Below are 21,972 nucleotides of genomic sequence, written 5' to 3' on the forward strand. Positions count from 1 at the left end.
CGTCCGTAAGGACACAACGGGCCGGGCTCAACGGTAGGTGATGAGCTCCGGGGCCCTCAACAGCTGCACATGGGCTTGGCTGTTGAAGGAAGCCAGTGCCACGTCACGGCCGCGGAATTTCAGCTGGCTGAGCGACGTGTTGATGATCTGCCAGTTCAGCGCAAAGGCCTGGCTGGGCGTGATTCGGGTAACCAGGTGAAGCAGGGCGGCGATGGTGCCCCCGGATGTGAACACGGCGATGTTTTCGCCACTGCCAGCAGTGCCCAGCACACGCTGCAGGCCGGCTTCGACCCGTGCGGTGAAGGCCTGCCAGGTCTCCAGGCCGTCATCGGCATGCTCGCCCGCGTGCCAGCGCTGCACCATCAGCGCGAACAGGCGCTGGAACTCGCTGCGGTTGCGGGCACCATTGCGCAGGATCTCCCGGGCATGCGGCTCCTCAGTCAACAGGCCGGGCAGCAGGGCACGAATCACCCCATCGGCGTCGAACTCATTGAACGCAGGGTCGGTCTCAATGGCCGGTACCGGGCAACCGCTGGCGTTCATCGCCTGCAGTGCGTGCCGGGCAGTGTCCTGCTGCCGGCGCAGGTCACCCGCCACGCAGCGGTCCAGGTGCAGGCCGAGCTGGGCGAGGTGTGCGCCCAGGGCCTGGCTCTGGCGCACACCGACAGGGGAGAGGACGTCGTAGTCGTCTGCACCGAAGGAAGCCTGGCCATGTCGGATCAGGTAGAGATTGCCCACTGCGGTATCCGGCGTTGAAGGTTGCTGCGAGGTTAGGATGCGCCAGACAGGCTGTCAACGAAAAAACATACAAGCGTTTGAAAAGGTTGTTTGAACTGTGTTGCCAGCATTTACCTCGGCTGGCGAGGGCACGGGCGCAACGGTATGCTTGCAGCAGTTTCGCGCCGATCGGGCGCAGGTTCATAAGGAGTCAACGTGGAGTTTCTTGCCGAATACGCAAGCTTTCTCGCCAAAACCGCCACCCTGGTGATTGCCATCCTGGTGGTGTTGTCCGCCATTGCCGGTTTGCGCGGCAAGGGGCGGCGCAAGGCCGGTGGGCAGTTGCAGGTCACCCGCCTCAACGAATTCTACAAGGAGTTGCGCGAGCGCCTGGAAAGCGGCTTGCTTGACAAAGCCCAGCTCAAGGCCCTGCGCAAGCAACAGGCCAAGGCGGAAAAACAGCAGAAGAAGGGCAAGGCTGATGAAAAGGGCCGGGTGTTCGTGCTCGACTTCGACGGGGACATCAAGGCCTCAGCCACCGAGAGCCTGCGCAACGAGATCACCGCTCTGCTGACCCTCGCCAACCCTCGCGATGAAGTGGTGCTGCGCCTGGAAAGCGGCGGCGGCCTGGTGCACAGCTATGGCCTGGCGGCCTCGCAACTGGCGCGCATCCGCCAGGCCGGCATCCCGCTCACCGTGTGCATCGACAAGGTCGCGGCCAGCGGCGGTTACATGATGGCGTGCATCGGCGACAAGATCATCAGCGCGCCCTTCGCCGTGCTGGGCTCGATCGGTGTGGTGGCGCAGTTGCCCAACGTCAACCGCCTGTTGAAGAAGCACGACATCGATTTTGAAGTGCTGACCGCCGGCGAGTACAAGCGTACCCTGACCGTGTTTGGCGAGAACACCGAGAAAGGCCGGGAGAAGTTCCAGGAAGACCTGGACATCACCCACCAGCTGTTCAAGGACTTCGTGGCCCGCTACCGCCCGCAGTTGCACATCGATGAGGTCGCCACCGGTGAAGTCTGGCTCGGCATTGCCGCATTGAACCGCAAGCTGGTCGATGCACTGCAGACCAGCGACGAGTACCTCAGTGAGCGCGCCCGCACGGCCAGCCTGTTCCACCTGCACTATGCCGAACGCAAGAGCCTGCAGGAGCGAATCGGCATGGCCGCCAGCGGCACGGTTGAGAACACCGTGGTAGGTTTATGGAGTAAACTTGGGCGCTTGCGCTAACACCTTGAACCCGTTGAAATTTTTTTTCGTTCAGGGGGTTGCAAGGTGAAAAGAATGCGGACATAATGGCGCCCATCGAAACGCAGCAAACCTTGAAAAGGTGCGGTGTTTCAAGGAGATAGCGAAGCGCAAGCTGCTAGATCCGAACTTTGAGGCCGAGTAGCAAAGTGGTTATGCTCCGGATTGCAAATCCGTCTACGCCGGTTCGATTCCGACCTCGGCCTCCACATTCGAAAGCCCCGCAGATTAACGTCTGCGGGGTTTTTCTTTATGGGCCCAAAAAGCCAAGAGTTCCGAAACAAAAGGCACGGAGTTCCGAAACTTCAGCCTTTCGAGGGCTTGGCGATGGCGCCGACGCGGCGGTAAACGCGCTCGGTGATTCCCTCTTTCGAGTGGCCCAGCAGCACGCTTGCATCGCTCAGATCGTTGATTTCCGATGCCGCCTTCGGTCGGATATCGCGGAATTGAAACTGGGCGATTCGATTGGCCAGGTCTGGCTTCTTCTCCAGTTCGGCTTTCACCCTGGCAGCTTCGCGAGCCTCCGCCCACCGGTTGCGCAGCATGGGCCAGCTCATGCGTTTGCCGTGTTCGTTGACGATGAAGAACGGCGACAGGTGCTGGCTGGTGTATCGAATGATGCGGTCCAGCAGAAGGCCCAGGCTGTTCCTCACGCCATTCGCTTCCAGGACGATCCTCAGTCGCTTGCCGGTCTTGCCTTGGCTGACCAGCAGGTAGATCCCTTCCATATCGTCCTTCCGCATGGACAGCACGTCCGACGGCCGCTGGCCAGTCAGGTATGCCAAGTCCATCGCATCCTTCAGCTCCGGTGGAGCCTCCTCATACACCGCCTGCCAGACTGTTTCGTTGGCGTAGAAGTCGCGCGGTTTCTCCTTGTTCTTCCTCACGCCCAGGCATGGGTTGTCCCGGGTGGTGAGCCCCCATTCCCTTGCTGTGTTGAATACGTGGGAGAGAAGGGCTATTTCCCTGTTCGCCCTGGTCTTCGCCGACCGCGAGTCGCGGTACTGCGCGATCATCGCCGGCGTGATGGCGTCGATCGGCGCCGAGTCGAATACGGCGCGCAGCTGCTTCAGCTCGTAGATATTGTCCTTCTGGGTCCTGGCGGCCTTGCCGGGAATGATCTTCAGCAGGTACTCGTCGAAGATCCCCTTCATGGTCGTCAGCTCGGCCGGGGTGGCCTTGGCTTCGAAATCGGCCCACTTCAGCTTGGCCTGCACCAGATCAGTACCGAGAGGGATTTCCTTGCCGGCCTGGTCGCGGTAGTAGTACCCAACCCACACTTTTCCGTTCTTTCTGGTGCGCTTGCGCCGGTACATGCCCGGCGGCAGGTCGCGGTTCTCGGTACTTCTGGGTCGCATTTCACTTTACTCGGGAGAAATCAGGGGTCCAGGCGGGCGCCGGGGGCGGGGCTGCAGCTACCGGCACGGTGTCGATCACCACGCCGCTGAGCTTGTGGCGGGCGTACAGACGACCCACAAGGGGCCGGCCGCCGCGACTCTCGACGAAATGCCAGCCTTTTTCTTTCAACCAGCGGCGCTGCCACGCCCGGGGTTTGTAGCCGGTGATCACCACCAGCTCTTCGTCCGAAAGGATCTCGGTTTCCATGGGATGGTCTCCACGCCGCCGGCGGCGGCAGGTTGGTGGTCAAGTCAGCAGCACGTCGCGGACGACTTCCCAGAGTCGGGCGGCGGGCCATTGGTAACGGTCGAAGTCGGTGTCCGGTTGCACGCCATAGCGGCAGGTGGAGTGAGCCCCGCGTGGGTACTCGTCGCGCTTTTGCATGATGGTTGCGACTCTGCCGTCACCGCCGGGCTCGGTCCGGTGATAGTCATAGGCAGTGGTTCGATACTCGCCGCCCGCATAGATCAGGTCTGTCCCTTGGTGAACCATGTCGGCCCGGCCATCTGGCGTCCACGGACGCCCACCACCTGCCTGGCGCTTCCCTTCATGGATGTACAACACGTACTCACCTTCGGCATGGCGCAGAGGGTCGTAGCGATGGTTGATCTGCTCGCCGACCAGCACGCGAGAGACGAAGCTGAAGCGGTGGTCGTGGATGGCCGAGTGCTCAAAGCAGCTGCGGCGGGGCAGCTCGGGGTGCCACACATGCAGGCGCTGATCGCCCTGCAGCTGAACCTGAACAAAGCCCAGGCCGTGCAGTGTGATCTTGTCAGTCATGACGTCATCAATGATCATAAGCGTGACTCAATGAAAAAGTTCAGGGATGGTTATGGGTAATAGTGGTGAACTTTCTAATCTGATTGATTTTCTCGGTAAGCTTGCGGGTTGCTCTGTTCTATTTTTGGGAGTGGCCTTCTGCGCTGGCTATTTTTATAGTTCGGCCTATTTAGAGTTTTTCGATGCTCGTTGGTTTTTGAGCGGCTTCACATTTATTGAGTTTGTGGTTAGGGGGATTTGGAATGCAGTATATGGCGCTATCGGGCTGCTGGTTTTAGTTGTCGTTACCCAGAGTCCAGTAGTAACCGAGCAGCATTTGCTGTGGATGGCTCGCATTGTTTGCTACCCATTCTTTGTGCTGTTTGCTGTAATTATTGTCTACGACGAGTATTCTGATGGGGCGTGGGGTTCGGTTTATAAAAGCTACTGGGTAATGTCTTGGACGTTGCTGAGCCTAGTGGTTGCGGCTGCGAACTGCATGCATCCAGTATCTAGCGGGCATGTAATATTCAAAGTTTTTAATGTGGCTCTATTTTCTGTGCTGTCCTACTCAGTATTGGTCGGGTTTCCAATTGTTCACGCTCAGGAATATGCACAGGAGCTAGCGGATAATAATAGAGCGAAAATGATGAAGGCTTATAAAGAGGGCTTTGCGGAAGTTCACTTCGTCGTCGATTCAGCCAACGGTAAAATCTTACTTTTAAATAAGGACACCTCATTGATGGTGGTAGAGCCTACTGACGGTTGGCGGATTTCAAAGTCGATCAGGTAGGCCATGTACATCAGGGGCAGGAACATGGCATCAGCTCCTTCGGCACCTGGACGGTATCGCCGAGCTTGGCGAGGACAAATGATCGGCAGAATGCGATCAGTGGAGTTGGCCCGTAGGACCAGGGCGAATCCATGCCAGTGCCACCGGCGTAGCGGCAAGGCCCATCATTGAGGTGCTTGTCATGCCTCACGCTGCCTTGGTATTTGTCGATAAGCGGTCCGCCATCACTCCATTCGGTGGAGGGACGCCAATGCCGGCGGGTCTTGTCGTGGAAATCGGGACGGCCTTCGCGCCTGATCACGAACGGATCGCACCACACGACACACTTGCGCCCACGAAACGCGCTCGGCAGTTCCAGCTCTCGGCCATCAGCAATGCCCACCGCCCAGTCCAGCGCCACGCCAACCAGGTTGGATGACCTCACTTCGATCAGGTCGGTCATACCAGCACCTCGGCGGGCACATCAAAGAATCCTAGGCGCCCCTTCATCGGGACAAACGGGAGCGGCTTTGGATCGCGCAGCACGAACCCTTTCCCGCCCATGTACCAGGGCGATTCGCTGTGATCGACGCTGTCGATAAGCTCGACTGAGCCAATGATTCCGCCTCTCAACAGGTTGTCAGGCGGCACCGGGAAGGGCGGCTTGATCCCCCTGCTGGCCATGAAATCAAACGCCGAAAGGAACTCTCGACGGGTCATGCCGTTGGCGGCGTGTACCAAGAAACGACCTCGGAACTTCGTGTGCCAGGTTCGATTCTCGATGTCCTTATCGCCGCTGATGATCAGCCAGGCCCAAGGCTGGCGAATTGAAAGTGCTTTCACAGCTCATACCTCTCATCAATCCAGCGCCCAGGCGCCAGTGCGGGTGTAGGTTCGGGTTGTGTTTCGTGCGGGGAGAGCTGGCGCTGGTTGCCGGCCTGCAGCTGGCTGTCGGGGATGCAGCTGATGCCGACCCCATTCAGCAGGTAGCAGGTGACGCCGCGCTGGCTGTCGTGCTGCACGTCGATGACGTTCTCGGTTGCGCTGGCGCCGGCGGCCAGCAGCAGGAGGCAGAGGGCGAGGCGGGTCATTGGCTCATCTCCCGCTGGTGGTCGGCATAGGCTTCTGCATTGCACTTCGGGCAGGGGATGTCGCCGCCGCTTAGCAGTGGGCCGCCTGGCACATCGCAGCTGTCCTCATCCCACAGGAAGCCATAAACGCACTGAGCATCGGGATACGGCGCGCCGAAGTGCCTGCCCTGGTAGTCGCACGGTTTAATCACCTTGAACTCGACGACCCAGACCCATGGGTTGGCGTCCCAGCTGTACTCGCCGTTGATCTTTTCCCAGAGGTTCGCGAACGCCCATCTGGCTCGGTCGAGGCATTGGTCAGGGTGGGTTGCATCGCCAGAGTGCCAGCCTGGAGCCTGCCGTGGCTTCACTGGGTGGTATGTCTTGCCACCGTCCACGCTGACCTTGCCGGGCCGCTCTTGCATGCCGAAGTCGGTGTACACCATGCCTTCGGCCTTGGCCTGGTCGTCGCTGATGTCCTGCAGTCGTTCTACGCGAACGTCGGTAAGCTCCAGCAGGATGCGGCTGGCCCAGCGCGGCATGTGAATGCTGGGCCGCCAGGTAATCAGGCTCTCTTCACCCTCCCAGTCCGGTAATGGATCGGCGCGGTAAACCACATCAACGCTGGCTCGCTCGTCAACGGGGACTTTGGCCTCCCGGTAGTCGTTGATGAAGCAGGTTTCCCGCACCCACAGGCGATCACCTGGCCGACCATAAGGGCATCCAGGGTTTCGCTTGGTCGGGTCCGGGTGGCGAATGAATGGCTGGCCACGGCCGTAGCTCCCGATGTCGCCAGGGGTGCGGGGCTGAATCTTCAGCGCGCGGCGGGTGACCGTCTTCCGGCCTTCCAGGATGGCGCGGACCATAGGCCCGCTGAACAGGATCGGTCGTTCCTTTGCTTGAGACATAGCTTCGCCTTGGCCGCCATATCGCGGCAGTTAGAGAAAAAAGTTTAAATTCTGGTGACTTTAATCTGTGGCGGGGTGTCCACCGGTCACGAGGAGTACATCGCTCCTCATCAACGGTGGTGGATCACATGAGCTCTATCAGCAGGGATCAACAGTTTCGTGCGTACGAACTGCTTCGAGAGCTCGATACATACACTGCTCGAACTATGAGTCAGGTTGTGTATGGTGTGACGTCTTCCTCCAGCTGGCGCTCCGATTGCGACGAGCACCGACGTATCTTTGAAGATTGGATGGCGTTTGCCGCTACGATGCATGTCCCAGAGCCACCGGACGCAAGCTGATGGCTCCGCTTGTCCGATTCAGTTCTCAACATCCTCTGCTGCGGTTGATAACAGCTTCGCTTTCGCTATTTTTTGGATTTACACCCTCCCAAAATTAACGAAAGTCGTAGGAGTGCGACATGCGAATCCGTGGCGATGTTTTCTGGTCGTGGGCCGACCCTACGCTCCACCAGCGTTCTCACGAGGAAACGTTAAGCGATGGCAGTTTCATCGACGTGCAGGTCCGGCTGTCACCTACAGGAGCGACCCAAATGTTTATCGGGGTATACGCTTCAAGCGGCGCCGCAATTCATGAGGAGGCGTTCGATTCGCGACCTGGTGAGTCAATGACCAGGGCACTGGCGTGGGGCGTGGGCCGCGCTCGCCGCGTGGCGGCTGAAGGGACAGCGATTGTTCCTATCAAGGCTGCCAAGTGACCAGAAGTTGTAAAAAATCGTAATGCTCACCTTCGGTAGTGGATTCGATGTAGCAGCTCTGTATGCTGTCTCACCAGTCAAGAATCTGAGTTGAAGGTCCGTTGGATGCGCAAGCGAGGCAAAATTTATTGGGAGTGGGCCGATCCGGAGTTGCACTTCCGCAACTACGATGAGCGCCTTTCCTGCGGCACCCTCATCAACATCCAGGTGCGCACCTCAAAAGAGAACGTTACCCAGCTCTTCTTCGGCATCTATGGCCAGAAGGGGCTTATGCTTCTTGAAGAAAGCTACCCAGACTGCAAAGGGCAGACGATGACGGCTGCAATGGCCTGGGCGCTCCAGCGCGCCAACGACTGGATAGCAGGTCAGCGGCTCAGCCCTCGCTGAGTGTATAGAGGGGAGAGGGGTTACAGCTTTGGAGTACAAATGTTCTCTTGCGGGGCGGAGTCTTCCGCGCGCATAAAGGCCACCATGTCGCCCATCTGCTCGATGATGGCGCGTTCCTCGGCCGCTGCGGCCTTGGTGATGTTGCTCTTGCGCTTCCGGCACAGTCGGCAATCGACCATGGCCCAGTCGCGTGAGAGCTCGGAGGATTCCCCCAGCCAGGTGCCGCATGGCGCTTGCTCAACGTCTTCCAGGTCGGCGAATGGTGCGAAGTGCGTCTTCACGACGCTGACTCCGGCTCTGCGCTGGTGGACTTGAACGACAGGCGAATGCGCTCGTACAGGTCAGGCAGCATCCATTTGTCAGTTTTGATCAGCACTTCTTTTAGCAGCGCATCCCGCTCGGCCAGCTGGGCGCGCAGCCTGCCGGCGTCAGCACCGATCTCATCACGCTCATCGTTGAGGTCGCGAATGATCTGTGACAGCCGCTCAACCTCGCCAGGGTAGGCGTGGGTGTAGAGCTGGACGACCTTGACGTCTGAATCAAGACGCAGGGCTTCAATGCGCTTCTCTACCTTAGTGAACAGGTAGTGATCGCCTGAGTCGGCCCATTCAACGTGCCAGCCATATGGTGTCGCTGGTTCTGGGGTAGGCTGTGGGGCTGTCGCTGGCTCAGCCATCTCTTCGTCATGCGATTCTAGACAGTGCTCGCACAGGTTGTGCTCCAGCTCGCGACGCGTCTCGCACCAACCGCCGCAGTTGGTGTGGAACTGGCATTCGGTCATTTCGCTGGCGCTGACCATCTCGGTGTTGCTGGATCGGTTTTCTGTGGGCATATGGCAATCTCAACGACCTTGCTGGCAAAATCCCAGCGACAATGATTGGCTTCAGAATTTCAGGAGACAGTATGAGTTACGAGGTCAAAATATCACCAGTGAAAGCATTTTCAGCAAGCCTATTGGCAGCGGTAATGGTGGGTTCAATAGTTACGTCAGTTGTTACTTTTACGGAATTTGTGGGCACAAAAAAGGAAGCGAAAAATTGGGCTTCTTTCTTAAGCAGTCCTGTTAGCTTCGATTTTTCTGCGAAAGAGAAGTTGGATAGTCTGAATGCGGAGATAAAGTCCGTAAATTCAATTGTGGCAGCTATGAGGGAATCTGCTGATAAAAGCTATCCAAATATGGATTTGTCCGTGATGGATGGAAAGTTAGATGATCTCTCGCGCCGGTTGAAACTCTTGGAAAGCGCTATTGCTAGCGATCCCGAGAAAGCTCTAGTAGTTCCTATGTTGCGGAAGGATCATGAGCTATTGGTTAAGCAGTTTAATGATTGCTTAGTTGCGTCAAAGCTTGATTACGACCGATTGTGGGGTATGCTAATGATTCTGTTGACGACGTTTGGTGCTGCTGTTGTCGGTGTTTCAGGTTGGGCACTTAAAAGTTTGCTCACCAAAGCATCAACTGGATCGGCTGTCACTATCTAGTCTTCCGCGCTCTGAAAGCGCTGTTTTGAGGCGTTATCGTTGAATAGGGGAAGGCGCTGGCGGGCAGCGCTGGAGGGTCAGGCGGAGTAAAGGCGATCGAAGTCGTTGAGCGGCATCTTGGGCTTGGCGCGGAACTCCTTGAGGGCTACCTTGTAGCTTGCCTTGGCTTCCTTCAGGGTCGGCGCCCATCCGCCCACGACCTCAAGCGTCTCGTAGGGTGACCACCGCGCGAAGTCGTAATGGCGGCGGTATTGCCGGTACGCGCTCCCGCGGGGGTAGCGAACCATCCGGTACTCCCGTGCACCCCAATCGCCGCGCTGCTGGTACTGCGGCATGTTGATGCCGAGGAAGTGAGCGAAGCCGTCATAGCACTCGCACTCGTCGAGGTAGGCATCGAACTTGGTGCGCTTGGCCGGAGGAGGGGGCGGTGGCAGCTTGTCCAAGGCGAACTGTTTGCCCTCGTCAGTGGCGCGATACACCACCTCGTCCTCGGAGCAGAAGGCCGGTGCCTTTCCGCGAGTCATCAAGCCTGCAGCCACCAGCACATCCAGGTTGTTCGAGTCGTCGTAGCCTGGGCTGGTTAGGAAGTGGTTGCGGCTGATGCTGCGGCGATCTGATCGCTCAGCGCAAAGGCCCAGGGTGTGCCAGAGCAGGCCGAGCTGCTTCTCGGTGGCATCGATCATGGCTTTCTCCTTGATCAGGCTGCGGCAGAGCGTTTCAGCTGGCTGATCAGCTGCGTCGGCAGGTTCTTGATGGTTAGGCTGGCGCTGTCCTGGTCGAACTCGACGCGCTTGCCAAGCAGGTGCGCTTCGAAGCTGATCGACATGCCTTCAGCGCGGCCGGTGTAGCGCCGGTATTGATTGAGAGTGCGCTTGTCGGCTGCGAAGCTCTCGGAGATCCCGTATTCACCTGCCCGGATAAAGTCGGCGAAGGTCTTGGGGCTTTCCTCATTCAGCAGCTCGGAAATTTCGTCCAAGCTGACCGGCTCGCCGAGTTTTCCTTGTGCCTGGGCGTAGGCCACCAGGTTGTGGCTCCTCTCGCTGGCGGCCTCGTCTGCCAAGTCCTCAGCCTTCACGAAGTCGGCGAAAGCCTTAAGCAGCGTGCGCGTCTCGCCCGGGCTGTCGATCCCCTCCTGGCAACCGATGAAGTCGCGGAAGTAGTCGGAAGCCTTGCGGCCGTTCTTGCTCTTGATGAACGAGATGTACTGGCGCGACGCCGGGTTGTGCTTCCACTCGCTGAGGTTGATCCTGGCCGCGAAGTGAAGGGCGCTGGTGTCCAGGTGGCGCGACACGGAAACGGTGAGGTCATCCGCAACCGAGATCGTCTCAGCCTGGCGCAGGATTGCGATGGTCAGGTAGTCGGTCATGCCTTGCTGGTACAGGGCGAAGAGAACATGACCGCCGACAGCCAGGTTGGATTCCTGCATGAGGCGCATCAGGTGCTCAACCGCGGTGCGCGTGAAGTCGATGAACTGCATGTCGCCGCTGACGACCTTGGCCAGCCATCCGCTGAGGGGGAAGGCGCCGGATTCGCCGTGGAAGAAGCCCCAGGCCTTGCCGGTCTTGCCGTTGTAGCCGTCGTTGACATCGTGCACCAGATTTTCGATGGCGCCGCTTTCCGGCAGGCTGGCGCTGGCCATTTGCAGGGCCGCTGGGCTGCCGTCTGGCTTCTTTTCGATGAAGTGCATCACTGCGTGGCGAATGGGCATGGGTGATTCTCCGTGGCCGGCGTGCGGCATGGTGGCAATGGGTCTGTTTTATCGGGATCGCCTGTCACGGCGACATGTCACGTTGTACGAATCAGCTTTTCGAGCTGCTTGTCCGTGAGGCGATCGGCGCCGTGGATGAGGCGTGAAATCAGGTCCTGCTCTTCCTCGATACCGGCGCGGGCCATCGAGCGTTTAAGCGCGTTGTCCGTGTTGTGATAGAGGTCCGTGACAATGCGGCGTGACAGCAAGAGGGCTTCGCGCTCCTCTTTCGTCAGCTTGTCCCGCTCGCGCTGTTCTTTCTTTCGCTGGGTTGGCGTCTTCGCCATTGCTGATACCTCCCAGGCCGCTGGGCGGCAGATTGATGTGCTGCTGGCGCCGGCCGTGCCGGACGCGCGCGGTGATGCGTTTCATGCTTTGCGTTTCGCTCGTTTCTCAGCGGTAGTTGGGAACTCGATCTTGAACTCCCTAATAATTCTTCCCAGCTGCTTGTAGGAGATCTCCAAGGCCCGGACTACATCCGCCCTGGTCATCCCCACATTGCGATAGGCAATGATCCGCTCAGCCTTTTCCCTGTCTTCGACGGGGTCGCTGAGCTTCTTGCCGTAATTGCTCATGCCGTAATTCGGGTCGCGCTTGAACTTGAAATTTCCACGCGACGCAGCCCTGACAAGCGCTGATTGGGAAAGTCCGGTATGGGCCATGGCCTCTTTGTAGGTCATGGTCTTTGCCAGCTCGCGGATCTCATCCAGGCGCTGCTGGCGCGCTGACACCTGCTTCTCGGCGGCCTCGCTGACTTCAACGTTGACAGTTTCGCGGCGCGGCCTGGGCGGCACGTAACCGGTACCGGGCAGCACCTGGACAACACCGCCGCTGCCAAAGAAGCTGTCGATGCTCGCATTGAGCTGGGCCAGCACTGCCTCGCGCTGGTCCTGTTGTTGGGAGCTGTTCACTGCAGTCCACCTCCCTTGCTCGCTGCCCCGGCCTCCATCGCGTCTACAAACCGGAGAGCGGTCTCATAAGTAAAGGCGAAGCCTTGTTTGGTGCCCGTCGCGATCTCAACAATGTCCCAGATCTTCCCTTTGCCAGAGGCCTGATAGCGAGGGGCGCCCTTACCGATCCTTGCAAATGCCTCGTCGCGGGCTTCCTGGGTTCGCGCAAGAAGCGCCGTCAGCATGTCCACCTTCTCTTGGAAGGCCGGGTGCATTGTTGTCTGCATGGTTGATCCTCGGGTGGGTCAGGCGTGGAGCTCGAAGGCCTCAGCCTTGCGAACGATTCGAACTTGGGCGGTGCGGCGCTCAGGGGCGCGACGGTCGCGGCGCATCGGGTCGCCGTCGTCGATCACCGCATGCATGGCGATGAGGCAGGCGAGGGCGATGCAGAGAGGGTTGATGATCTGTTGGTGCATAGCCTTCACCACGGCGTCCAGGCGCTTCTTCGCCTCCAGCTTGAACACCGCGTCCTCGATGCGGTTGGCCACGGTGCCCGGGCTGATCGCCATCTGCTTAGCAATCTCTTTGGTGGTGAGGCCTTGAGCCACCCACAGCAGTGCTTCGAGCTCACGGGGAGCCAGCGCCTTGCCGAGCTGGCCAATCCATGAGCCGCAAGTGATCGTTTCCATGAAGTGTCCTCGGTGGGCTGCATTGGTGTGTGATCTGGCCGGCTCGGCGCCGGGGTCATTCTTTCGACTCAGCTTTACCTGGCCGCCGCTGGTGCTACCCCGGCAAACGCCTGACGGGCTGACCACTTCCAGTTGTGCGCAAGCCTGCGCATTCAGATCACACGCCGATGCAGCCTGGTGATGGGGAACCAGGTAGATCGGGCAGTTATCGTCAGGCTGACGTGGCGCTGGTTGTCACTGCTGAGTGCGCAGCTCAGCGCGAGGAACCCAGCCGATGTGGGTCTTGACCATGCAGCCGACAAAGGCGGCATAGCGTGTCTCGCGCTCTGTCTGGTGGCCGTACCAGGCGCAGCCGCCCCAGTCGATCAGGCGAAAAATCAGCCAGATTGCGCCGATCAAGATCAGCGCCGAAGCGATCACTCGCTTCACAGGTAGTCCTTGAGGCTCAGGCCCATCAGCTTCGCCGACTTCTCAAGTGCGGCCATTTCCTTGTCGTCGATGTCGCCCGAGGCCTCGGCGATGGTCAGCATGACGTTGATGACGATGGCCGCTTCTTCCGGCGAGTGGGCCAGGTCCTTCAGCTCCTTCTCGGCGTTCATGCGCAGGATGCGATGGCCGCCGTCGTGGAAGTCTTTTTCGGCGCGGTCCATGGTGTTGGACAGCTCCGGCCCGAAGCCTTTGAGCTGAGGCGTGTTGGCGATCAGCTTTTCGGTCTTCTTGATCTCGTCTTCGCCGATCTCGCCATCGGCAGCGGCGACGTAGAAGGCGCCGTAGACGATCGCCTGCATCAGGTCGCGGTTCTGAACCACCTGCATAGCAGCGCGGGCTTCACGACCTTTCTTGCCGAACAGTTTTCCAAGCATGGGGTGTTGCTCCGTGGGGTTGATTTCCCGTCTGGCCCTGTCGCCAAGGCCAGCCAGTGAAATCGGTGTTGCTCAGCAAACCTGCGGGCCGACATGTCGAGCGAGGAAGCTTGCTGTGTTGCGTACTGTCCACCAGGGCTCAACGGCCGGATTCACTCGGCGCCTGGTGGCTCGTCTGCTGGTTTTTAAAGAGCGGCGGCATTCGTGAATGCCTGTTGACCAGGCCGGTGTTCATCCGGCGTGCCGCTAATATCACGCAACGTGTTTATTCATGTCAACACGAAATGTGATTATTTTTATCGTAGGCGACAAAAAGCCCGGCGCATGGCCGGGCTTCACGTTGGATTGAGAGGGATTACCAGAGGACTGATGACCAGAAGACCTTTCCGAGAATGATGATTTCTTTGGTGATCATCTCTTCTGCGCTGTATTCCTCGTCAGGATGCTCGTCGCGGTTAAAGCTCCGCATGCGAATGCCGCCACCAGGAAGTCTGTACAGAGTTTTCACCCGGAGCTGGCCGCCATGGTTGATGGCGTACATTTTGCCGTCGACTACGGTCGTAGCACCCTGGTCTACGCCGACAGTGCTACCGTCGGGGAGCACAGGTTCCATACTGTTGCCGCCTACGGTGACGCACACTGCCTCGCTTGGCTGAACGTTCTGGCGGCGTAAGGTGAGCTTGCCAAACCGTAGGCGTCGGGTGTGAGACTGTTCAACAACGGTGCGGCCTTGGCCTGCCGAAAGCTCAACCTCTTTCAGGTATGGCACATAGACCTCGTCCTCATCCAATGGCGTGTCGTCATCCCAGACTTCAATGGGGCCCAGCAGCGTTGCGTTCGCCTGGATTGGATTCTGGGAGGGCTCAGGAGCGCTCGGTTTGTAATCCAGGATTATTTCCGATTCGTCTACACGGAGCGCTTTAGCGATCAGCCGCAGGTCGGCAAGCGACGGCTCTCGGCTGTCTGCTTCGTAGTTACCAACTCGCGATTGAGATTTCCAGCCGCAGGCAGATGCCAGCGCCGCCTGGGATAGTCCCGCGGCCTTGCGGTGACGTTTGATTCGTTGTCCGAGGGTTTCTTTCATGGTCGCGATTCTAATCACGTTATGAAATGTCGTGCTTTCACTCTTTGTGATTGCCATTAACACGATGCGTGTTTATCCTGAGGCCAAGTCAACGAGGAACCCCTATGAACAACATTCGCAAGATCCGAGAGGGGGCGGAGATCAGTCAGGCAAAGCTTCGGAGAGCTCTCAACTGGAACCAGTCGCGCCTCGCCAATTATGAGGCTGGCCGACGGAGTCCAGGCCTTGAGGAGGCTAGGAAGATCGTCGCGGCGCTGAACTCTCTCGGCGCTGCCTGCGACCTGGACGATGTCTTCCCTTCGCCAGACTGCGGAAAGTCGGCGGCCTGATGAGATGAAGTATGTGTGAACTGGCGATGAGCCAGTAGATGACCGAAACACCTGCGAATCCATCCAGTACCGGAATCGCAGACGAAAAAAAACCGCCTGGCGGGGCGGCTTTCTCTACAACTTTCGAACGAGTTGAAGCATGACAAACATCGTCCCACTTGACAAGTCCAGGGGGTTCACCCGGATGGACAACCAGCTCATGGATGGCCTGCTGGCTATCGATCTCCCAGCCCGGGAGATGAAGATTGTGCTGTACGTGGCCAAGGCCACCATCAACTTCGGTGCGGGTGCTCAGCGCATCCCAGCTACCGACATTGCGAAAGCCATCCACGCTCACCCTGACACCGTGTCCAAGGCTGTTTCCAGCCTGCTGCGGCGCCGTGTCCTGTTCCGCGAGGGCGGTGCACGGGGTGACATCGGTGTGAATGACCCGAAGGACTGGATCTACGTTGATCCGAAACAGACCAAAACAGCCGACTCGGCTGAAGTGGTCCGAATCGGCGAGGAGTCGAAACAGACCAAAACCGCCGACTCCCTTCTTTATTCTAAGAAACAAACCCCCTATGTAACTCTTCCTTCGGAAGAGATTACATGCCCCCCCAGCGGAGCGGCCAAGGCTGAGCGCAAGGCTCCGTTCGGGAAGGCCGCGATGCTGGCTGACAATCCCCACAGCCTGAGCGAATCCCTGATCGCTGACTACCTGGCGGTCCGAAAGGCCAAGCGCGCCCCTCTGACCGCTCGCGTCTGGTCGACCCTGAATTCCAAGCTCGAGCAGTGCAAGGCCTACGGTGTACAGCCGGCTCAGGCCCTGGCTGTCGCCGTGGAGAACGGCTGGCAGGGCTTCGAAGTGGACTGGATCGCCAAGCGCATCAGTGCCCAGCTGCCAACCCATGGCAAGCCCCATAGCCGTCACCACGGCTTCAACGAGCGCGACTACACCGCCGGCTTGGCCGAGCGTGGGGACGGCACCTATGCGATCTGAATCGGTGATTACCATGTCCGACGTGCGAAACGCCGCTGGTTTCCGCGTCCAGCCTGCGCACTGCGAGCATCACGGCGACTTCGAACAGCGGGTGACCATGCTGATGGGGCGCGAGATTGTTGGCCGCTGCCCTGAGTGCGAAAAGGTCGCCATTGCCGAGCGCCAGGCCAAGCAGCAGGCCGAGGAAACCCGCCTGAAGCGCGAGGCCATGACCCGCAAGCTGGGTTCAGCGCTGATACCGAAGCGCTTCGCCGAGCGCACCCTGGCAAACTACCGCGTCGAGCACGAAGGCCAGCGCAAGGCGTTGGCCTATTGCACGCGCTACGTGGCCGCGTTCGAAGAGATCGAACGTACCGGGCGTTGCCTGATGCTGCTGGGCAAGGTCGGTACCGGCAAGACCCACCTGGGCGCCGGTATGGCCAACGAGCTGATGCGCAACACGTCGGCAACGGCCGTGTATCGCACGGTGGGCGCGATCCTGCAGTCCATCCGCGCCACTTACGACCGCCATAGCGAGCAGTCCGAGGCCGACATCCTGTCTAGCCTGATCGAGCCGTCGCTGCTGGTGCTGGACGAGGTCGGCGCGAGTAAGGAACAGCCGAGTGAATTCGAGCTGACCACCCTGTTTTCAATCATCAACGGGCGCTACGAGCAGATGCGCCCCACGGTGGTGATTTCCAACCTCGACCGAGACCAGCTGCGCCATGCCATGGGCGAGCGCTGCTACGACCGCCTTCGCGAGGGCGGAGGGGTGATTGTGCCCTTCGAGTGGGAATCGCACCGCGGCGAGAAGGAGTCCTGAACGTGCGTCAAACCAAACTGACCAAGGCCGCGCGCGGCCGGGAGTGCCAGGTGCGCATCCCGGGCGTCTGCAACGGCAACCCCCAGACTACCGTACTCGCGCATTACCGCCTGGCTGGCACTTGTGGCGTGGGCAAGAAGCCGCACGACCTGCAAGGCGCCTGGTCCTGCAGCGCCTGCCACGATGCCTGTGATGGGCGCAGCCAAGCCGTGGATCGAGACACCGCACGCCGGTACCACGCCGAGGGCGTCATGCGTACCCAGGCGCTGCTGCTGAACGAGGGGGTGCTGGTCGCATGAATGCTCCCGCCCTTCGCCCGTTCAAGGCCAAAGCGGCTCGCGCCAAGCCCGTCGACAGGGAAGGGCAGGAGCAGGCTGCGCTGATGAAAGAATTGCAGCTGCGCTACCCGCAGGCCTACAAGCTGATCTACCACGTCCCGAACGGCGGACACCGGGTCAAGGCCGTGGCCGCCAAACTGAAAGGGCAGGGCGTGAAGGCCGGTGTTCCTGATCTGGTGCTGCCGATGGCTCGCGGTGGGTACTTCGGTCTCTACATCGAGTTCAAGGCCATGCCGCCGTTCGATGCTCCGGTCTCGCCCAGCCAGGACGCCTACCTGCAGGCACTGGCCGCCCAGGGCTACCTGGCGATCGTGTGCCGGGGCAACATCGACGCGGTCGAGGCCATTCGCGGCTACCTGCTGCAGCCCGCCACGGTGGCTGCATGAGCGCGACCCGGGAAGTGAAGCTGAGCGAGGCCGAAGTGCGCCGGCAGGCCGCCGACAAGTCAGTGCGCGACCTGCGTGATCCGCGTCACCCTGGCCTGTACCTGCGCTTCTGGAGCAACCGCGAGCGCGGCACGTGGCACCTGGTGCGCGGCAAGAACTGGGTGCCGGTCGCCCGCTGGCCAGAGCTGAGCGTGGCGGCGGTGATTGCCGAGCTGCCCGCGCTGCGTCAGCGCCTGCTGCGCGATCCGGCCACAGCGCCGGTGGTGTCGGGCATGGCCACCGTGGGGCAGCTGCTGGACTGGTATGGCGACCGTATGGCGCGTGATCGCTCACTGTCGGCGAAGCGCAAGGCCGGCGCCCGCTCCGCCATCGCCCAGCACCTGAAGCCGCGCCTGGATGACTTGGCCGTGGCCTGCGTGAATGCTGATGCGCTGGACAAGCACCTGATGTGGCCATGCCAGGCCGAAGTGTCGCTGTCCTACCTGCGACAGATGTTCGCGCTGCTGCTGACTGCCTTCCGCCAGGCCTTGCAGCTGGGGTTGATCGACCGCAACCCAATGGCCGGGATGCGCTTCAACGACTTCACCAAAGCCAAGATCCTACCCAAAGCGGCTCGCCTGCGGGACGTGCAACTGCCGGAGCTGATGCAGCAGCTGGCCAAGGCCTTCGAGGATGAGGCGGGCGACGCCATGTTGGCCCTGATGATGCTGGCCCACGGCACCCGGATCGGCGAGACCCGCCTGGCGCGCTGGAGCGAGATCAGCCTCGCCGCTGCCGAGTGGTTCATTCCCGCCGCCAACACCAAGACCCGCACCGAGCACCGCTTGCCACTGACCGACCAGGTGAAGGCGCTGCTGGGCCGGTATCGGGCGAATCAGCAGGCCCGGGGCTACGAGGGCGTGTACCTTTTCCCGAACCGCCGCGGGCTGCCGCTGAGCGAAACCCAGGCGAGCATGGTGTTTACCCGACTGGGGCAGGGCGAGTGGACCAGTCACGACCTACGCAAGGTATCCCGCACCACCTGGACCGACCTCGGCATCGATGGCCACATCGGCGAGATGCTGCTGAACCACACGCTGGGCAAGATCGCCAGCACCTACATCCACACCCAAGCCATGCAGCAGCGCCGGGCGGCCCTGGAGAAGTGGCACGCCTGGTTAGACGGCATCGGCTTCGGTGCCATTCACGGCCTTACCAAGGCCTTATCCGAAATTTCACAGAATTCCGGCGAGCCAGCGGAACACAAGGCTTCCAGCCACCTTGCCGAATTTGTAATTAGCGAGGATTCGAAATGAGAAATTCCGAGCACGGCGCCGTCGCCTTCCTCTTCGGCCTGGAAGGTCAGAAACGCAAGATCCGCGGCGAGATGGAGTTGCTGATATTGGCCGGTAAGGCTGCTGGAGTTGTCCCGGCGTCCTTCGGTCGCATTGATGTGGGCTGGTACGACTCGACGCGTGGGCTCACTGGCGCGTGGGACCCGCTGGGGGACGACGGTGATGCATTCCGTCTCTTGTCCCGGCTCCGGCTTGACCTTGAGCAGAACACGACCTCCGAAAGCGAGGAGTCATGGATCTGCGTGTCCGGCCACGGCCATTCTGTAATGCAGGAGTTCAGGTCTGAGCCTTCGAGAATCGTGGCGACCCGCCGGGCAATCGTCCTCGTTGCTGCACAGCTTGGCTGGGCTCTCGAAGAGGGTGGGCGATGAGGAAGAGCCACGGCCCAGCCTTCAAGAAGGCTGTGATCGATCTGGCTCAGTGCCCTTTGTGCCGTGGGAGAGCGGTCACTCAGGGTGTGTTTCACGAACTGCCATGCGGCCACTGCCATGCCTCGGGCTTTGTGGCGGCTGCAACCGGCGAGGCCCTGGCCCTGGATGAACTGGTGACCCAGCTCAGCATGAGGCTTCGGGCGGCGCTCCGGCAGATCGATCAGTTGAAGAACCCTCAGGCATCCGGGCCTGAGGCGACATATCAAGGAAGCAACCGGCGCGGCGCCGGCGGCACCAACTACACCGGGGATTGAGGGGAAAGGACCATGGTTTACAGCAGCGTTTCGGGTGCAGTAGTTGCCGCTCTGGCGGCGGGCGAGAAGGGATCGGCGAAGGCCCAGGCCTGGCAGAAGCTGTACAAGTCGGCAGAGGAGGAGGGTGGCTGCCTGGCTTCATTGGGAGGGCGATCCGGCGGCATCGACCGCACCCAGATCGATTACTGGCTGTCGGCCCGCCTGCACCACATGCTGAAGGGTAGGCATTGGGATGCACTGGTCGCCAAGTACAGCACCAACAAATCGAAGAAGGTTCAGGCGATCACGCTGATCCGGCCACTCATCGCGAGCCCGGCGCCGACACTGTTCATCTACAAGGCAGTGACCGCCTGGGCAATCCCAAAGCTCAAGGGAGCACGCCGCAAGGCGCCGCAAACTGTCTCGGTAGATATCCCGCTGGATGCGTCGCCTTGGCGCCGGGAGGCCGCAGTGAACGCCGCAGTCGCCGCTGGCCAGGCAGCGAAGAAACGGATCGATGCGGTCGAAGAAGATGTGATCATTTTGCCGGATAGCTTCTACGACATGAACACCTGGGATCTGGACGCCGCCCCGGAGTCGACCCGCCGTCGCTGGAGGGCTGAAATCAACGAGAAGCTGGATGGATTGGTGGACGATGCGCTGGCTGACGTGAAGGTAATCCTTGAGGCCGAGGGTCTCCTGATGAAAGAGGCCGCATGATTGCCTGTTGACATCAGTGAGCGACTGAGCGAAATTATCCCCATCCTGTCATTCCTGCGCACGTTGAGGACTGACGTAAAAAACCCGGCCGATGCGCCGGGTTTTTTGTTGACTAACAATCATCGCCCCTATATATAGCGGTCGCCCAGTGAGCCAATTTGAGGTGCGATAGTGACCGACTATATTGATGACGAGCACGAGCACGAGCACGAGCACGAGCACGAGCACGATCCTGAGCCCCACTACGATGGTGACTTCGCGATTGAAGATGATGACGAAGAGCCGGTCGACCCGTTTTATGAGTCTCCATTCGATGATGACGAGGATGAGGAAGACGAGTACGAGAAAGACAACAGGGAAGGGTGGGAACACAACATTGAAAAGTGGAATGATCTCTGACCTAGACCAGTGATTTTTAGAAAGCCCGGCCATGTAGCTGGGCTTTTTCGTTATTGAGCCCTGGCAAATGCCGGGGCTTTTTTATGGAGCAGTGCTTATGGCCGAGCCAAGTACCGGCGTCCTCGCAGTGACCGGCGTACTTGCCAGCGTCGGCCTGGGTGCTGCATTCCCTCAGCTGGATCTCGCCGCACTGGTCGGCGCGTTCGGCGGGGCTTTCTTCTACGTGGTGTTCGCCAAGGAAATCAGCACTTGGCGCCGTCTCGGCTACCTACTGGCTGGCTGGATCGGCGGCTACTTCGGTGCGGCCGAGCTGATGGGCCGGGCCTGGACCCAGACCGCTGGCTTCAGCGCATTCGTATGCGGCGTGCTCTGCGTCGTCACATTCTCTGGCTTGCTGGAGTGGATGCAGACCGGTCGCATGCCTAGCTGGCTGCAATGGGTCTTCCGCCTGCGCGCCAGGAAGGAGGGTTGAATGGTTGCCGTTATCCAGGCCGCCTTGTGCGCCGTCATCTTCGTAATGATCGGGCTGCGCTACCGGCCGCATCCAGATGCCCGCTACAAGCTGGGCATCTCGCTGATGGCGTGGGCGGCCTGCGCTGTGACGGGCATGCAGTGCGTCAGCCTCGTTGGCCGCATGGTGATGCACGACGAGTTCGCCGATGCGTCCTGGTTCAACACTGCGTTCTACCTGCTGGCCGCCGTTCTGGTGTGCCGGGCCAAGGGCAACGTTGCCAAGATCGTGCGGATTGACTAAGCACAGAGCGACCGATCATTTCGCTTGATAGCAAGCCTGAAGGGTCCTCTGGAACTCCTGCAGCATGATGTGAAAGTTTGCAACGTCTGCATCATTGAAGCCGTAACGACGTGGGAAGTTGATTGATTGCTTCAAATCGTAGACTTGATCGTAGATAGGATTGCACCGGTCGTTTTTTAGACGAACCACGTCGGCTTGAGCTGCTTGCAGCAACGATTGCTGGGATTCGTAGGCTTTTTTCCAATCCCCAATGACATTGTAAAGCCGATCCCTTTCGGCGCTCAGTTCCTGATTCCTCGCAGCCTGGGCTGCTAGAGCAGTGTCTTGCTGGCCGAATTTGAAAGCAACAGTGCCAAGGTGCGTAGCTGCGGTTAAAGCAAGTCCAAGTACTCCCACGGTAAGCCAGCTCGGTCTGTTAGGCATGCAAAGAATCTCGATTTCTGTCAGAGGCTTGGAGTGTAAAAGATTGTGACGACATGTTCAGGCTGTG

Annotated in this window: 36 protein-coding genes, 1 tRNA gene and 1 pseudogene; 18 read left to right on the forward strand and 20 right to left on the reverse strand. The window is 59.8% G+C overall.

Annotated features, from left to right (window positions below):
- Positions 1-27: 27 nt before the first annotated feature.
- Positions 28-738 (reverse strand): histidine phosphatase family protein, encoded by a 711-nt coding sequence (locus tag ACTORR_RS24285; RefSeq protein WP_054884932.1) that lies wholly within the window; start codon positions 736-738, stop codon positions 28-30.
- A 195-nt stretch (positions 739-933) separates the two neighbouring features.
- On the opposite strand from ACTORR_RS24285, the gene sohB reads away from it, so the two are divergent.
- Both sohB and ACTORR_RS24295 read left to right on the forward strand, forming a co-directional pair.
- On the forward strand, positions 934-1,953 hold the full coding sequence (gene sohB / locus ACTORR_RS24290) for a protease SohB (protein ID WP_054884933.1): 1,020 nt from the start codon (positions 934-936) through the stop codon (positions 1,951-1,953).
- A 153-nt stretch (positions 1,954-2,106) separates the two neighbouring features.
- Positions 2,107-2,180, forward strand: a tRNA-Cys gene (locus tag ACTORR_RS24295).
- A 96-nt stretch (positions 2,181-2,276) separates the two neighbouring features.
- Here ACTORR_RS24295 and ACTORR_RS24300 read toward each other — a convergent pair.
- From ACTORR_RS24300 to ACTORR_RS24310, 3 genes are read right to left on the reverse strand one after another with little or no spacing between them, the layout of a single operon-like run.
- On the reverse strand, positions 2,277-3,329 hold the full coding sequence (locus ACTORR_RS24300) for a tyrosine-type recombinase/integrase (protein WP_441343926.1): 1,053 nt from the start codon (positions 3,327-3,329) through the stop codon (positions 2,277-2,279).
- Between the two features lies 1 nt (position 3,330).
- Positions 3,331-3,576, reverse strand: coding sequence for a DUF4224 domain-containing protein (locus ACTORR_RS24305; protein WP_441343927.1), 246 nt, complete (start codon positions 3,574-3,576; stop codon positions 3,331-3,333).
- A 39-nt stretch (positions 3,577-3,615) separates the two neighbouring features.
- Positions 3,616-4,167 (reverse strand): hypothetical protein, encoded by a 552-nt coding sequence (locus tag ACTORR_RS24310; protein ID WP_441343928.1) that lies wholly within the window; start codon positions 4,165-4,167, stop codon positions 3,616-3,618.
- A 34-nt stretch (positions 4,168-4,201) separates the two neighbouring features.
- On the opposite strand from ACTORR_RS24310, the gene ACTORR_RS24315 reads away from it, so the two are divergent.
- Positions 4,202-4,921: a hypothetical protein gene (locus ACTORR_RS24315; RefSeq protein WP_441343929.1), complete on the forward strand. Its 720-nt coding sequence runs from the start codon at positions 4,202-4,204 to the stop codon at positions 4,919-4,921.
- A 10-nt stretch (positions 4,922-4,931) separates the two neighbouring features.
- Here ACTORR_RS24315 and ACTORR_RS24320 read toward each other — a convergent pair whose 3' ends face one another.
- From ACTORR_RS24320 to ACTORR_RS24335, 4 genes and pseudogenes are all read right to left on the reverse strand, one after another.
- A complete protein-coding gene (locus tag ACTORR_RS24320; protein WP_441343930.1) occupies positions 4,932-5,363 on the reverse strand; it encodes a phage protein NinX family protein in 432 nt (143 codons plus the stop codon).
- The gene (locus ACTORR_RS24325; protein WP_441343931.1) at positions 5,360-5,743 is read right to left on the reverse strand and encodes an ASCH domain-containing protein; all 384 of its coding nucleotides are present in this window, start codon (positions 5,741-5,743) and stop codon (positions 5,360-5,362) included. The genes ACTORR_RS24320 and ACTORR_RS24325 overlap by 4 nt, the downstream gene beginning before the upstream one ends.
- Entirely contained in the window at positions 5,740-5,991 is a 252-nt protein-coding gene (locus ACTORR_RS24330; protein WP_441343932.1) for a hypothetical protein, read from the reverse strand. The genes ACTORR_RS24325 and ACTORR_RS24330 overlap by 4 nt, the downstream gene beginning before the upstream one ends.
- A 179-nt stretch (positions 5,992-6,170) precedes the next feature.
- Positions 6,171-6,878: pseudogene (locus ACTORR_RS24335) on the reverse strand (hypothetical protein); the annotation flags it as partial.
- Between the two features lie 460 nt (positions 6,879-7,338).
- On the opposite strand from ACTORR_RS24335, the gene ACTORR_RS24340 reads away from it, so the two are divergent.
- Positions 7,339-7,635: a hypothetical protein gene (locus ACTORR_RS24340; protein WP_441343933.1), complete on the forward strand. Its 297-nt coding sequence runs from the start codon at positions 7,339-7,341 to the stop codon at positions 7,633-7,635.
- 105 nt (positions 7,636-7,740) lie between these two features.
- Positions 7,741-8,022 carry a hypothetical protein gene (locus ACTORR_RS24345; RefSeq protein ID WP_441343934.1) on the forward strand — a complete coding sequence of 94 codons (282 nt, stop codon included), beginning with the start codon at positions 7,741-7,743 and terminating at the stop codon, positions 8,020-8,022.
- Positions 8,023-8,042: 20 nt separating this feature from the next.
- Here the strand turns inward: ACTORR_RS24345 and ACTORR_RS24350 are convergent, their stop codons facing one another.
- Both ACTORR_RS24350 and ACTORR_RS24355 read right to left on the reverse strand, forming a co-directional pair.
- The gene (locus tag ACTORR_RS24350) at positions 8,043-8,303 is read right to left on the reverse strand and encodes a hypothetical protein (protein WP_441343935.1); all 261 of its coding nucleotides are present in this window, start codon (positions 8,301-8,303) and stop codon (positions 8,043-8,045) included.
- Positions 8,300-8,854, reverse strand: a complete 555-nt coding sequence (locus ACTORR_RS24355) for a hypothetical protein (protein WP_441343936.1) — start codon at positions 8,852-8,854, stop codon at positions 8,300-8,302. The genes ACTORR_RS24350 and ACTORR_RS24355 overlap by 4 nt, the downstream gene beginning before the upstream one ends.
- 71 nt (positions 8,855-8,925) lie before the next feature.
- On the opposite strand from ACTORR_RS24355, the gene ACTORR_RS24360 reads away from it, so the two are divergent.
- On the forward strand, positions 8,926-9,501 hold the full coding sequence (locus ACTORR_RS24360) for a hypothetical protein (RefSeq protein WP_441343937.1): 576 nt from the start codon (positions 8,926-8,928) through the stop codon (positions 9,499-9,501).
- Between the two features lie 77 nt (positions 9,502-9,578).
- Here ACTORR_RS24360 and ACTORR_RS24365 read toward each other — a convergent pair whose 3' ends face one another.
- From ACTORR_RS24365 to ACTORR_RS24405, 9 genes are all read right to left on the reverse strand, one after another.
- A complete protein-coding gene (locus tag ACTORR_RS24365) occupies positions 9,579-10,184 on the reverse strand; it encodes a hypothetical protein (protein ID WP_441343938.1) in 606 nt (201 codons plus the stop codon).
- 14 nt (positions 10,185-10,198) lie between these two features.
- On the reverse strand, positions 10,199-11,209 hold the full coding sequence (gene yejK, locus ACTORR_RS24370; RefSeq protein WP_441343939.1) for a nucleoid-associated protein YejK: 1,011 nt from the start codon (positions 11,207-11,209) through the stop codon (positions 10,199-10,201).
- A 77-nt stretch (positions 11,210-11,286) separates the two neighbouring features.
- A complete protein-coding gene (locus ACTORR_RS24375) occupies positions 11,287-11,535 on the reverse strand; it encodes a hypothetical protein (protein WP_313446888.1) in 249 nt (82 codons plus the stop codon).
- A gap of 81 nt (positions 11,536-11,616) precedes the next feature.
- On the reverse strand, positions 11,617-12,159 hold the full coding sequence (locus ACTORR_RS24380) for a hypothetical protein (RefSeq protein ID WP_441343940.1): 543 nt from the start codon (positions 12,157-12,159) through the stop codon (positions 11,617-11,619).
- Positions 12,156-12,425 carry a hypothetical protein gene (locus ACTORR_RS24385; protein ID WP_441343941.1) on the reverse strand — a complete coding sequence of 90 codons (270 nt, stop codon included), beginning with the start codon at positions 12,423-12,425 and terminating at the stop codon, positions 12,156-12,158. Before ACTORR_RS24385 ends, ACTORR_RS24380 begins: the two co-directional genes overlap by 4 nt.
- A gap of 18 nt (positions 12,426-12,443) precedes the next feature.
- The gene (locus ACTORR_RS24390) at positions 12,444-12,827 is read right to left on the reverse strand and encodes a response regulator transcription factor (protein WP_441343942.1); all 384 of its coding nucleotides are present in this window, start codon (positions 12,825-12,827) and stop codon (positions 12,444-12,446) included.
- Between the two features lie 234 nt (positions 12,828-13,061).
- Positions 13,062-13,256 (reverse strand): hypothetical protein, encoded by a 195-nt coding sequence (locus tag ACTORR_RS24395; protein ID WP_441343943.1) that lies wholly within the window; start codon positions 13,254-13,256, stop codon positions 13,062-13,064.
- Positions 13,253-13,690 carry a tellurite resistance TerB family protein gene (locus ACTORR_RS24400; RefSeq protein WP_441343944.1) on the reverse strand — a complete coding sequence of 146 codons (438 nt, stop codon included), beginning with the start codon at positions 13,688-13,690 and terminating at the stop codon, positions 13,253-13,255. Before ACTORR_RS24400 ends, ACTORR_RS24395 begins: the two co-directional genes overlap by 4 nt.
- Before the next feature lie 355 nt (positions 13,691-14,045).
- The gene (locus ACTORR_RS24405) at positions 14,046-14,774 is read right to left on the reverse strand and encodes an XRE family transcriptional regulator (protein ID WP_301424464.1); all 729 of its coding nucleotides are present in this window, start codon (positions 14,772-14,774) and stop codon (positions 14,046-14,048) included.
- A gap of 104 nt (positions 14,775-14,878) precedes the next feature.
- Here ACTORR_RS24405 and ACTORR_RS24410 point away from each other — a divergent pair, with 104 nt between their 5' ends.
- From ACTORR_RS24410 to ACTORR_RS24465, 12 genes are all read left to right on the forward strand, one after another.
- On the forward strand, positions 14,879-15,103 hold the full coding sequence (locus tag ACTORR_RS24410; protein ID WP_301424465.1) for a helix-turn-helix transcriptional regulator: 225 nt from the start codon (positions 14,879-14,881) through the stop codon (positions 15,101-15,103).
- Between the two features lie 139 nt (positions 15,104-15,242).
- Positions 15,243-16,085, forward strand: coding sequence for a replication protein (locus ACTORR_RS24415; RefSeq protein ID WP_441343945.1), 843 nt, complete (start codon positions 15,243-15,245; stop codon positions 16,083-16,085).
- Positions 16,075-16,887 carry an ATP-binding protein gene (locus ACTORR_RS24420; protein ID WP_441343946.1) on the forward strand — a complete coding sequence of 271 codons (813 nt, stop codon included), beginning with the start codon at positions 16,075-16,077 and terminating at the stop codon, positions 16,885-16,887. Before ACTORR_RS24415 ends, ACTORR_RS24420 begins: the two co-directional genes overlap by 11 nt.
- A 2-nt stretch (positions 16,888-16,889) precedes the next feature.
- Complete coding sequence (locus ACTORR_RS24425) at positions 16,890-17,186, forward strand: DUF1364 domain-containing protein (RefSeq protein WP_441343947.1); 297 nt, start codon at positions 16,890-16,892, stop codon at positions 17,184-17,186.
- A complete protein-coding gene (locus ACTORR_RS24430; protein WP_441343948.1) occupies positions 17,183-17,611 on the forward strand; it encodes a VRR-NUC domain-containing protein in 429 nt (142 codons plus the stop codon). Before ACTORR_RS24425 ends, ACTORR_RS24430 begins: the two co-directional genes overlap by 4 nt.
- Positions 17,608-18,906 (forward strand): tyrosine-type recombinase/integrase, encoded by a 1,299-nt coding sequence (locus tag ACTORR_RS24435; protein WP_441343949.1) that lies wholly within the window; start codon positions 17,608-17,610, stop codon positions 18,904-18,906. Before ACTORR_RS24430 ends, ACTORR_RS24435 begins: the two co-directional genes overlap by 4 nt.
- Entirely contained in the window at positions 18,903-19,316 is a 414-nt protein-coding gene (locus ACTORR_RS24440; protein WP_441343950.1) for a hypothetical protein, read from the forward strand. The genes ACTORR_RS24435 and ACTORR_RS24440 overlap by 4 nt, the downstream gene beginning before the upstream one ends.
- The gene (locus ACTORR_RS24445; RefSeq protein ID WP_441343951.1) at positions 19,313-19,630 is read left to right on the forward strand and encodes a hypothetical protein; all 318 of its coding nucleotides are present in this window, start codon (positions 19,313-19,315) and stop codon (positions 19,628-19,630) included. The genes ACTORR_RS24440 and ACTORR_RS24445 overlap by 4 nt, the downstream gene beginning before the upstream one ends.
- A gap of 12 nt (positions 19,631-19,642) precedes the next feature.
- The gene (locus tag ACTORR_RS24450; protein ID WP_441343952.1) at positions 19,643-20,329 is read left to right on the forward strand and encodes a hypothetical protein; all 687 of its coding nucleotides are present in this window, start codon (positions 19,643-19,645) and stop codon (positions 20,327-20,329) included.
- A gap of 171 nt (positions 20,330-20,500) precedes the next feature.
- A complete protein-coding gene (locus ACTORR_RS24455) occupies positions 20,501-20,728 on the forward strand; it encodes a hypothetical protein (RefSeq protein ID WP_441343953.1) in 228 nt (75 codons plus the stop codon).
- Between the two features lie 97 nt (positions 20,729-20,825).
- A complete protein-coding gene (locus tag ACTORR_RS24460) occupies positions 20,826-21,200 on the forward strand; it encodes a putative holin (protein WP_441343954.1) in 375 nt (124 codons plus the stop codon).
- Entirely contained in the window at positions 21,201-21,482 is a 282-nt protein-coding gene (locus tag ACTORR_RS24465) for a phage holin family protein (protein ID WP_441343955.1), read from the forward strand. It abuts the gene before it with no gap.
- A 15-nt stretch (positions 21,483-21,497) separates the two neighbouring features.
- On the opposite strand, the gene ACTORR_RS24470 is transcribed toward ACTORR_RS24465, so the two are convergent.
- The gene (locus ACTORR_RS24470) at positions 21,498-21,905 is read right to left on the reverse strand and encodes a hypothetical protein (protein WP_441343956.1); all 408 of its coding nucleotides are present in this window, start codon (positions 21,903-21,905) and stop codon (positions 21,498-21,500) included.
- Positions 21,906-21,972 lie beyond the last annotated feature (67 nt).

This window comes from Pseudomonas sp. SAR267 (assembly GCF_052077595.1).
GTDB lineage: Bacteria > Pseudomonadota > Gammaproteobacteria > Pseudomonadales > Pseudomonadaceae > Aquipseudomonas > Aquipseudomonas vlassakiae.

Excerpts from the sequence above, each read along its gene's own strand:
- ACTORR_RS24465 (WP_441343955.1), top strand. The coding sequence starts at position 21,201 with ATGGTTGCCGTTATCCAGGCCGCCTTGTGCGCCGTCATCTTCGTAATG.
- ACTORR_RS24430 (WP_441343948.1), top strand. The coding sequence starts at position 17,183 with ATGAATGCTCCCGCCCTTCGCCCGTTCAAGGCCAAAGCGGCTCGCGCC.
- ACTORR_RS24405 (WP_301424464.1), bottom strand. The coding sequence starts at position 14,774 with ATGAAAGAAACCCTCGGACAACGAATCAAACGTCACCGCAAGGCCGCG.
- ACTORR_RS24360 (WP_441343937.1), top strand. The coding sequence starts at position 8,926 with ATGAGTTACGAGGTCAAAATATCACCAGTGAAAGCATTTTCAGCAAGC.
- ACTORR_RS24460 (WP_441343954.1), top strand. The coding sequence starts at position 20,826 with ATGGCCGAGCCAAGTACCGGCGTCCTCGCAGTGACCGGCGTACTTGCC.
- ACTORR_RS24320 (WP_441343930.1), bottom strand. The coding sequence starts at position 5,363 with ATGACCGACCTGATCGAAGTGAGGTCATCCAACCTGGTTGGCGTGGCG.
- ACTORR_RS24450 (WP_441343952.1), top strand. The coding sequence starts at position 19,643 with ATGGTTTACAGCAGCGTTTCGGGTGCAGTAGTTGCCGCTCTGGCGGCG.
- ACTORR_RS24300 (WP_441343926.1), bottom strand. The coding sequence starts at position 3,329 with ATGCGACCCAGAAGTACCGAGAACCGCGACCTGCCGCCGGGCATGTAC.
- ACTORR_RS24315 (WP_441343929.1), top strand. The coding sequence starts at position 4,202 with ATGGGTAATAGTGGTGAACTTTCTAATCTGATTGATTTTCTCGGTAAG.
- ACTORR_RS24420 (WP_441343946.1), top strand. The coding sequence starts at position 16,075 with ATGCGATCTGAATCGGTGATTACCATGTCCGACGTGCGAAACGCCGCT.
- ACTORR_RS24385 (WP_441343941.1), bottom strand. The coding sequence starts at position 12,425 with ATGCAGACAACAATGCACCCGGCCTTCCAAGAGAAGGTGGACATGCTG.
- ACTORR_RS24470 (WP_441343956.1), bottom strand. The coding sequence starts at position 21,905 with ATGCCTAACAGACCGAGCTGGCTTACCGTGGGAGTACTTGGACTTGCT.
- ACTORR_RS24410 (WP_301424465.1), top strand. The coding sequence starts at position 14,879 with ATGAACAACATTCGCAAGATCCGAGAGGGGGCGGAGATCAGTCAGGCA.
- ACTORR_RS24305 (WP_441343927.1), bottom strand. The coding sequence starts at position 3,576 with ATGGAAACCGAGATCCTTTCGGACGAAGAGCTGGTGGTGATCACCGGC.
- yejK (WP_441343939.1), bottom strand. The coding sequence starts at position 11,209 with ATGCCCATTCGCCACGCAGTGATGCACTTCATCGAAAAGAAGCCAGAC.
- ACTORR_RS24440 (WP_441343950.1), top strand. The coding sequence starts at position 18,903 with ATGAGAAATTCCGAGCACGGCGCCGTCGCCTTCCTCTTCGGCCTGGAA.
- ACTORR_RS24400 (WP_441343944.1), bottom strand. The coding sequence starts at position 13,690 with ATGCTTGGAAAACTGTTCGGCAAGAAAGGTCGTGAAGCCCGCGCTGCT.
- ACTORR_RS24415 (WP_441343945.1), top strand. The coding sequence starts at position 15,243 with ATGACAAACATCGTCCCACTTGACAAGTCCAGGGGGTTCACCCGGATG.
- ACTORR_RS24330 (WP_441343932.1), bottom strand. The coding sequence starts at position 5,991 with ATGACCCGCCTCGCCCTCTGCCTCCTGCTGCTGGCCGCCGGCGCCAGC.
- ACTORR_RS24375 (WP_313446888.1), bottom strand. The coding sequence starts at position 11,535 with ATGGCGAAGACGCCAACCCAGCGAAAGAAAGAACAGCGCGAGCGGGAC.
- ACTORR_RS24310 (WP_441343928.1), bottom strand. The coding sequence starts at position 4,167 with ATGATCATTGATGACGTCATGACTGACAAGATCACACTGCACGGCCTG.
- ACTORR_RS24355 (WP_441343936.1), bottom strand. The coding sequence starts at position 8,854 with ATGCCCACAGAAAACCGATCCAGCAACACCGAGATGGTCAGCGCCAGC.
- ACTORR_RS24345 (WP_441343934.1), top strand. The coding sequence starts at position 7,741 with ATGCGCAAGCGAGGCAAAATTTATTGGGAGTGGGCCGATCCGGAGTTG.
- ACTORR_RS24435 (WP_441343949.1), top strand. The coding sequence starts at position 17,608 with ATGAGCGCGACCCGGGAAGTGAAGCTGAGCGAGGCCGAAGTGCGCCGG.
- ACTORR_RS24445 (WP_441343951.1), top strand. The coding sequence starts at position 19,313 with ATGAGGAAGAGCCACGGCCCAGCCTTCAAGAAGGCTGTGATCGATCTG.
- ACTORR_RS24365 (WP_441343938.1), bottom strand. The coding sequence starts at position 10,184 with ATGATCGATGCCACCGAGAAGCAGCTCGGCCTGCTCTGGCACACCCTG.
- ACTORR_RS24340 (WP_441343933.1), top strand. The coding sequence starts at position 7,339 with ATGCGAATCCGTGGCGATGTTTTCTGGTCGTGGGCCGACCCTACGCTC.
- ACTORR_RS24390 (WP_441343942.1), bottom strand. The coding sequence starts at position 12,827 with ATGGAAACGATCACTTGCGGCTCATGGATTGGCCAGCTCGGCAAGGCG.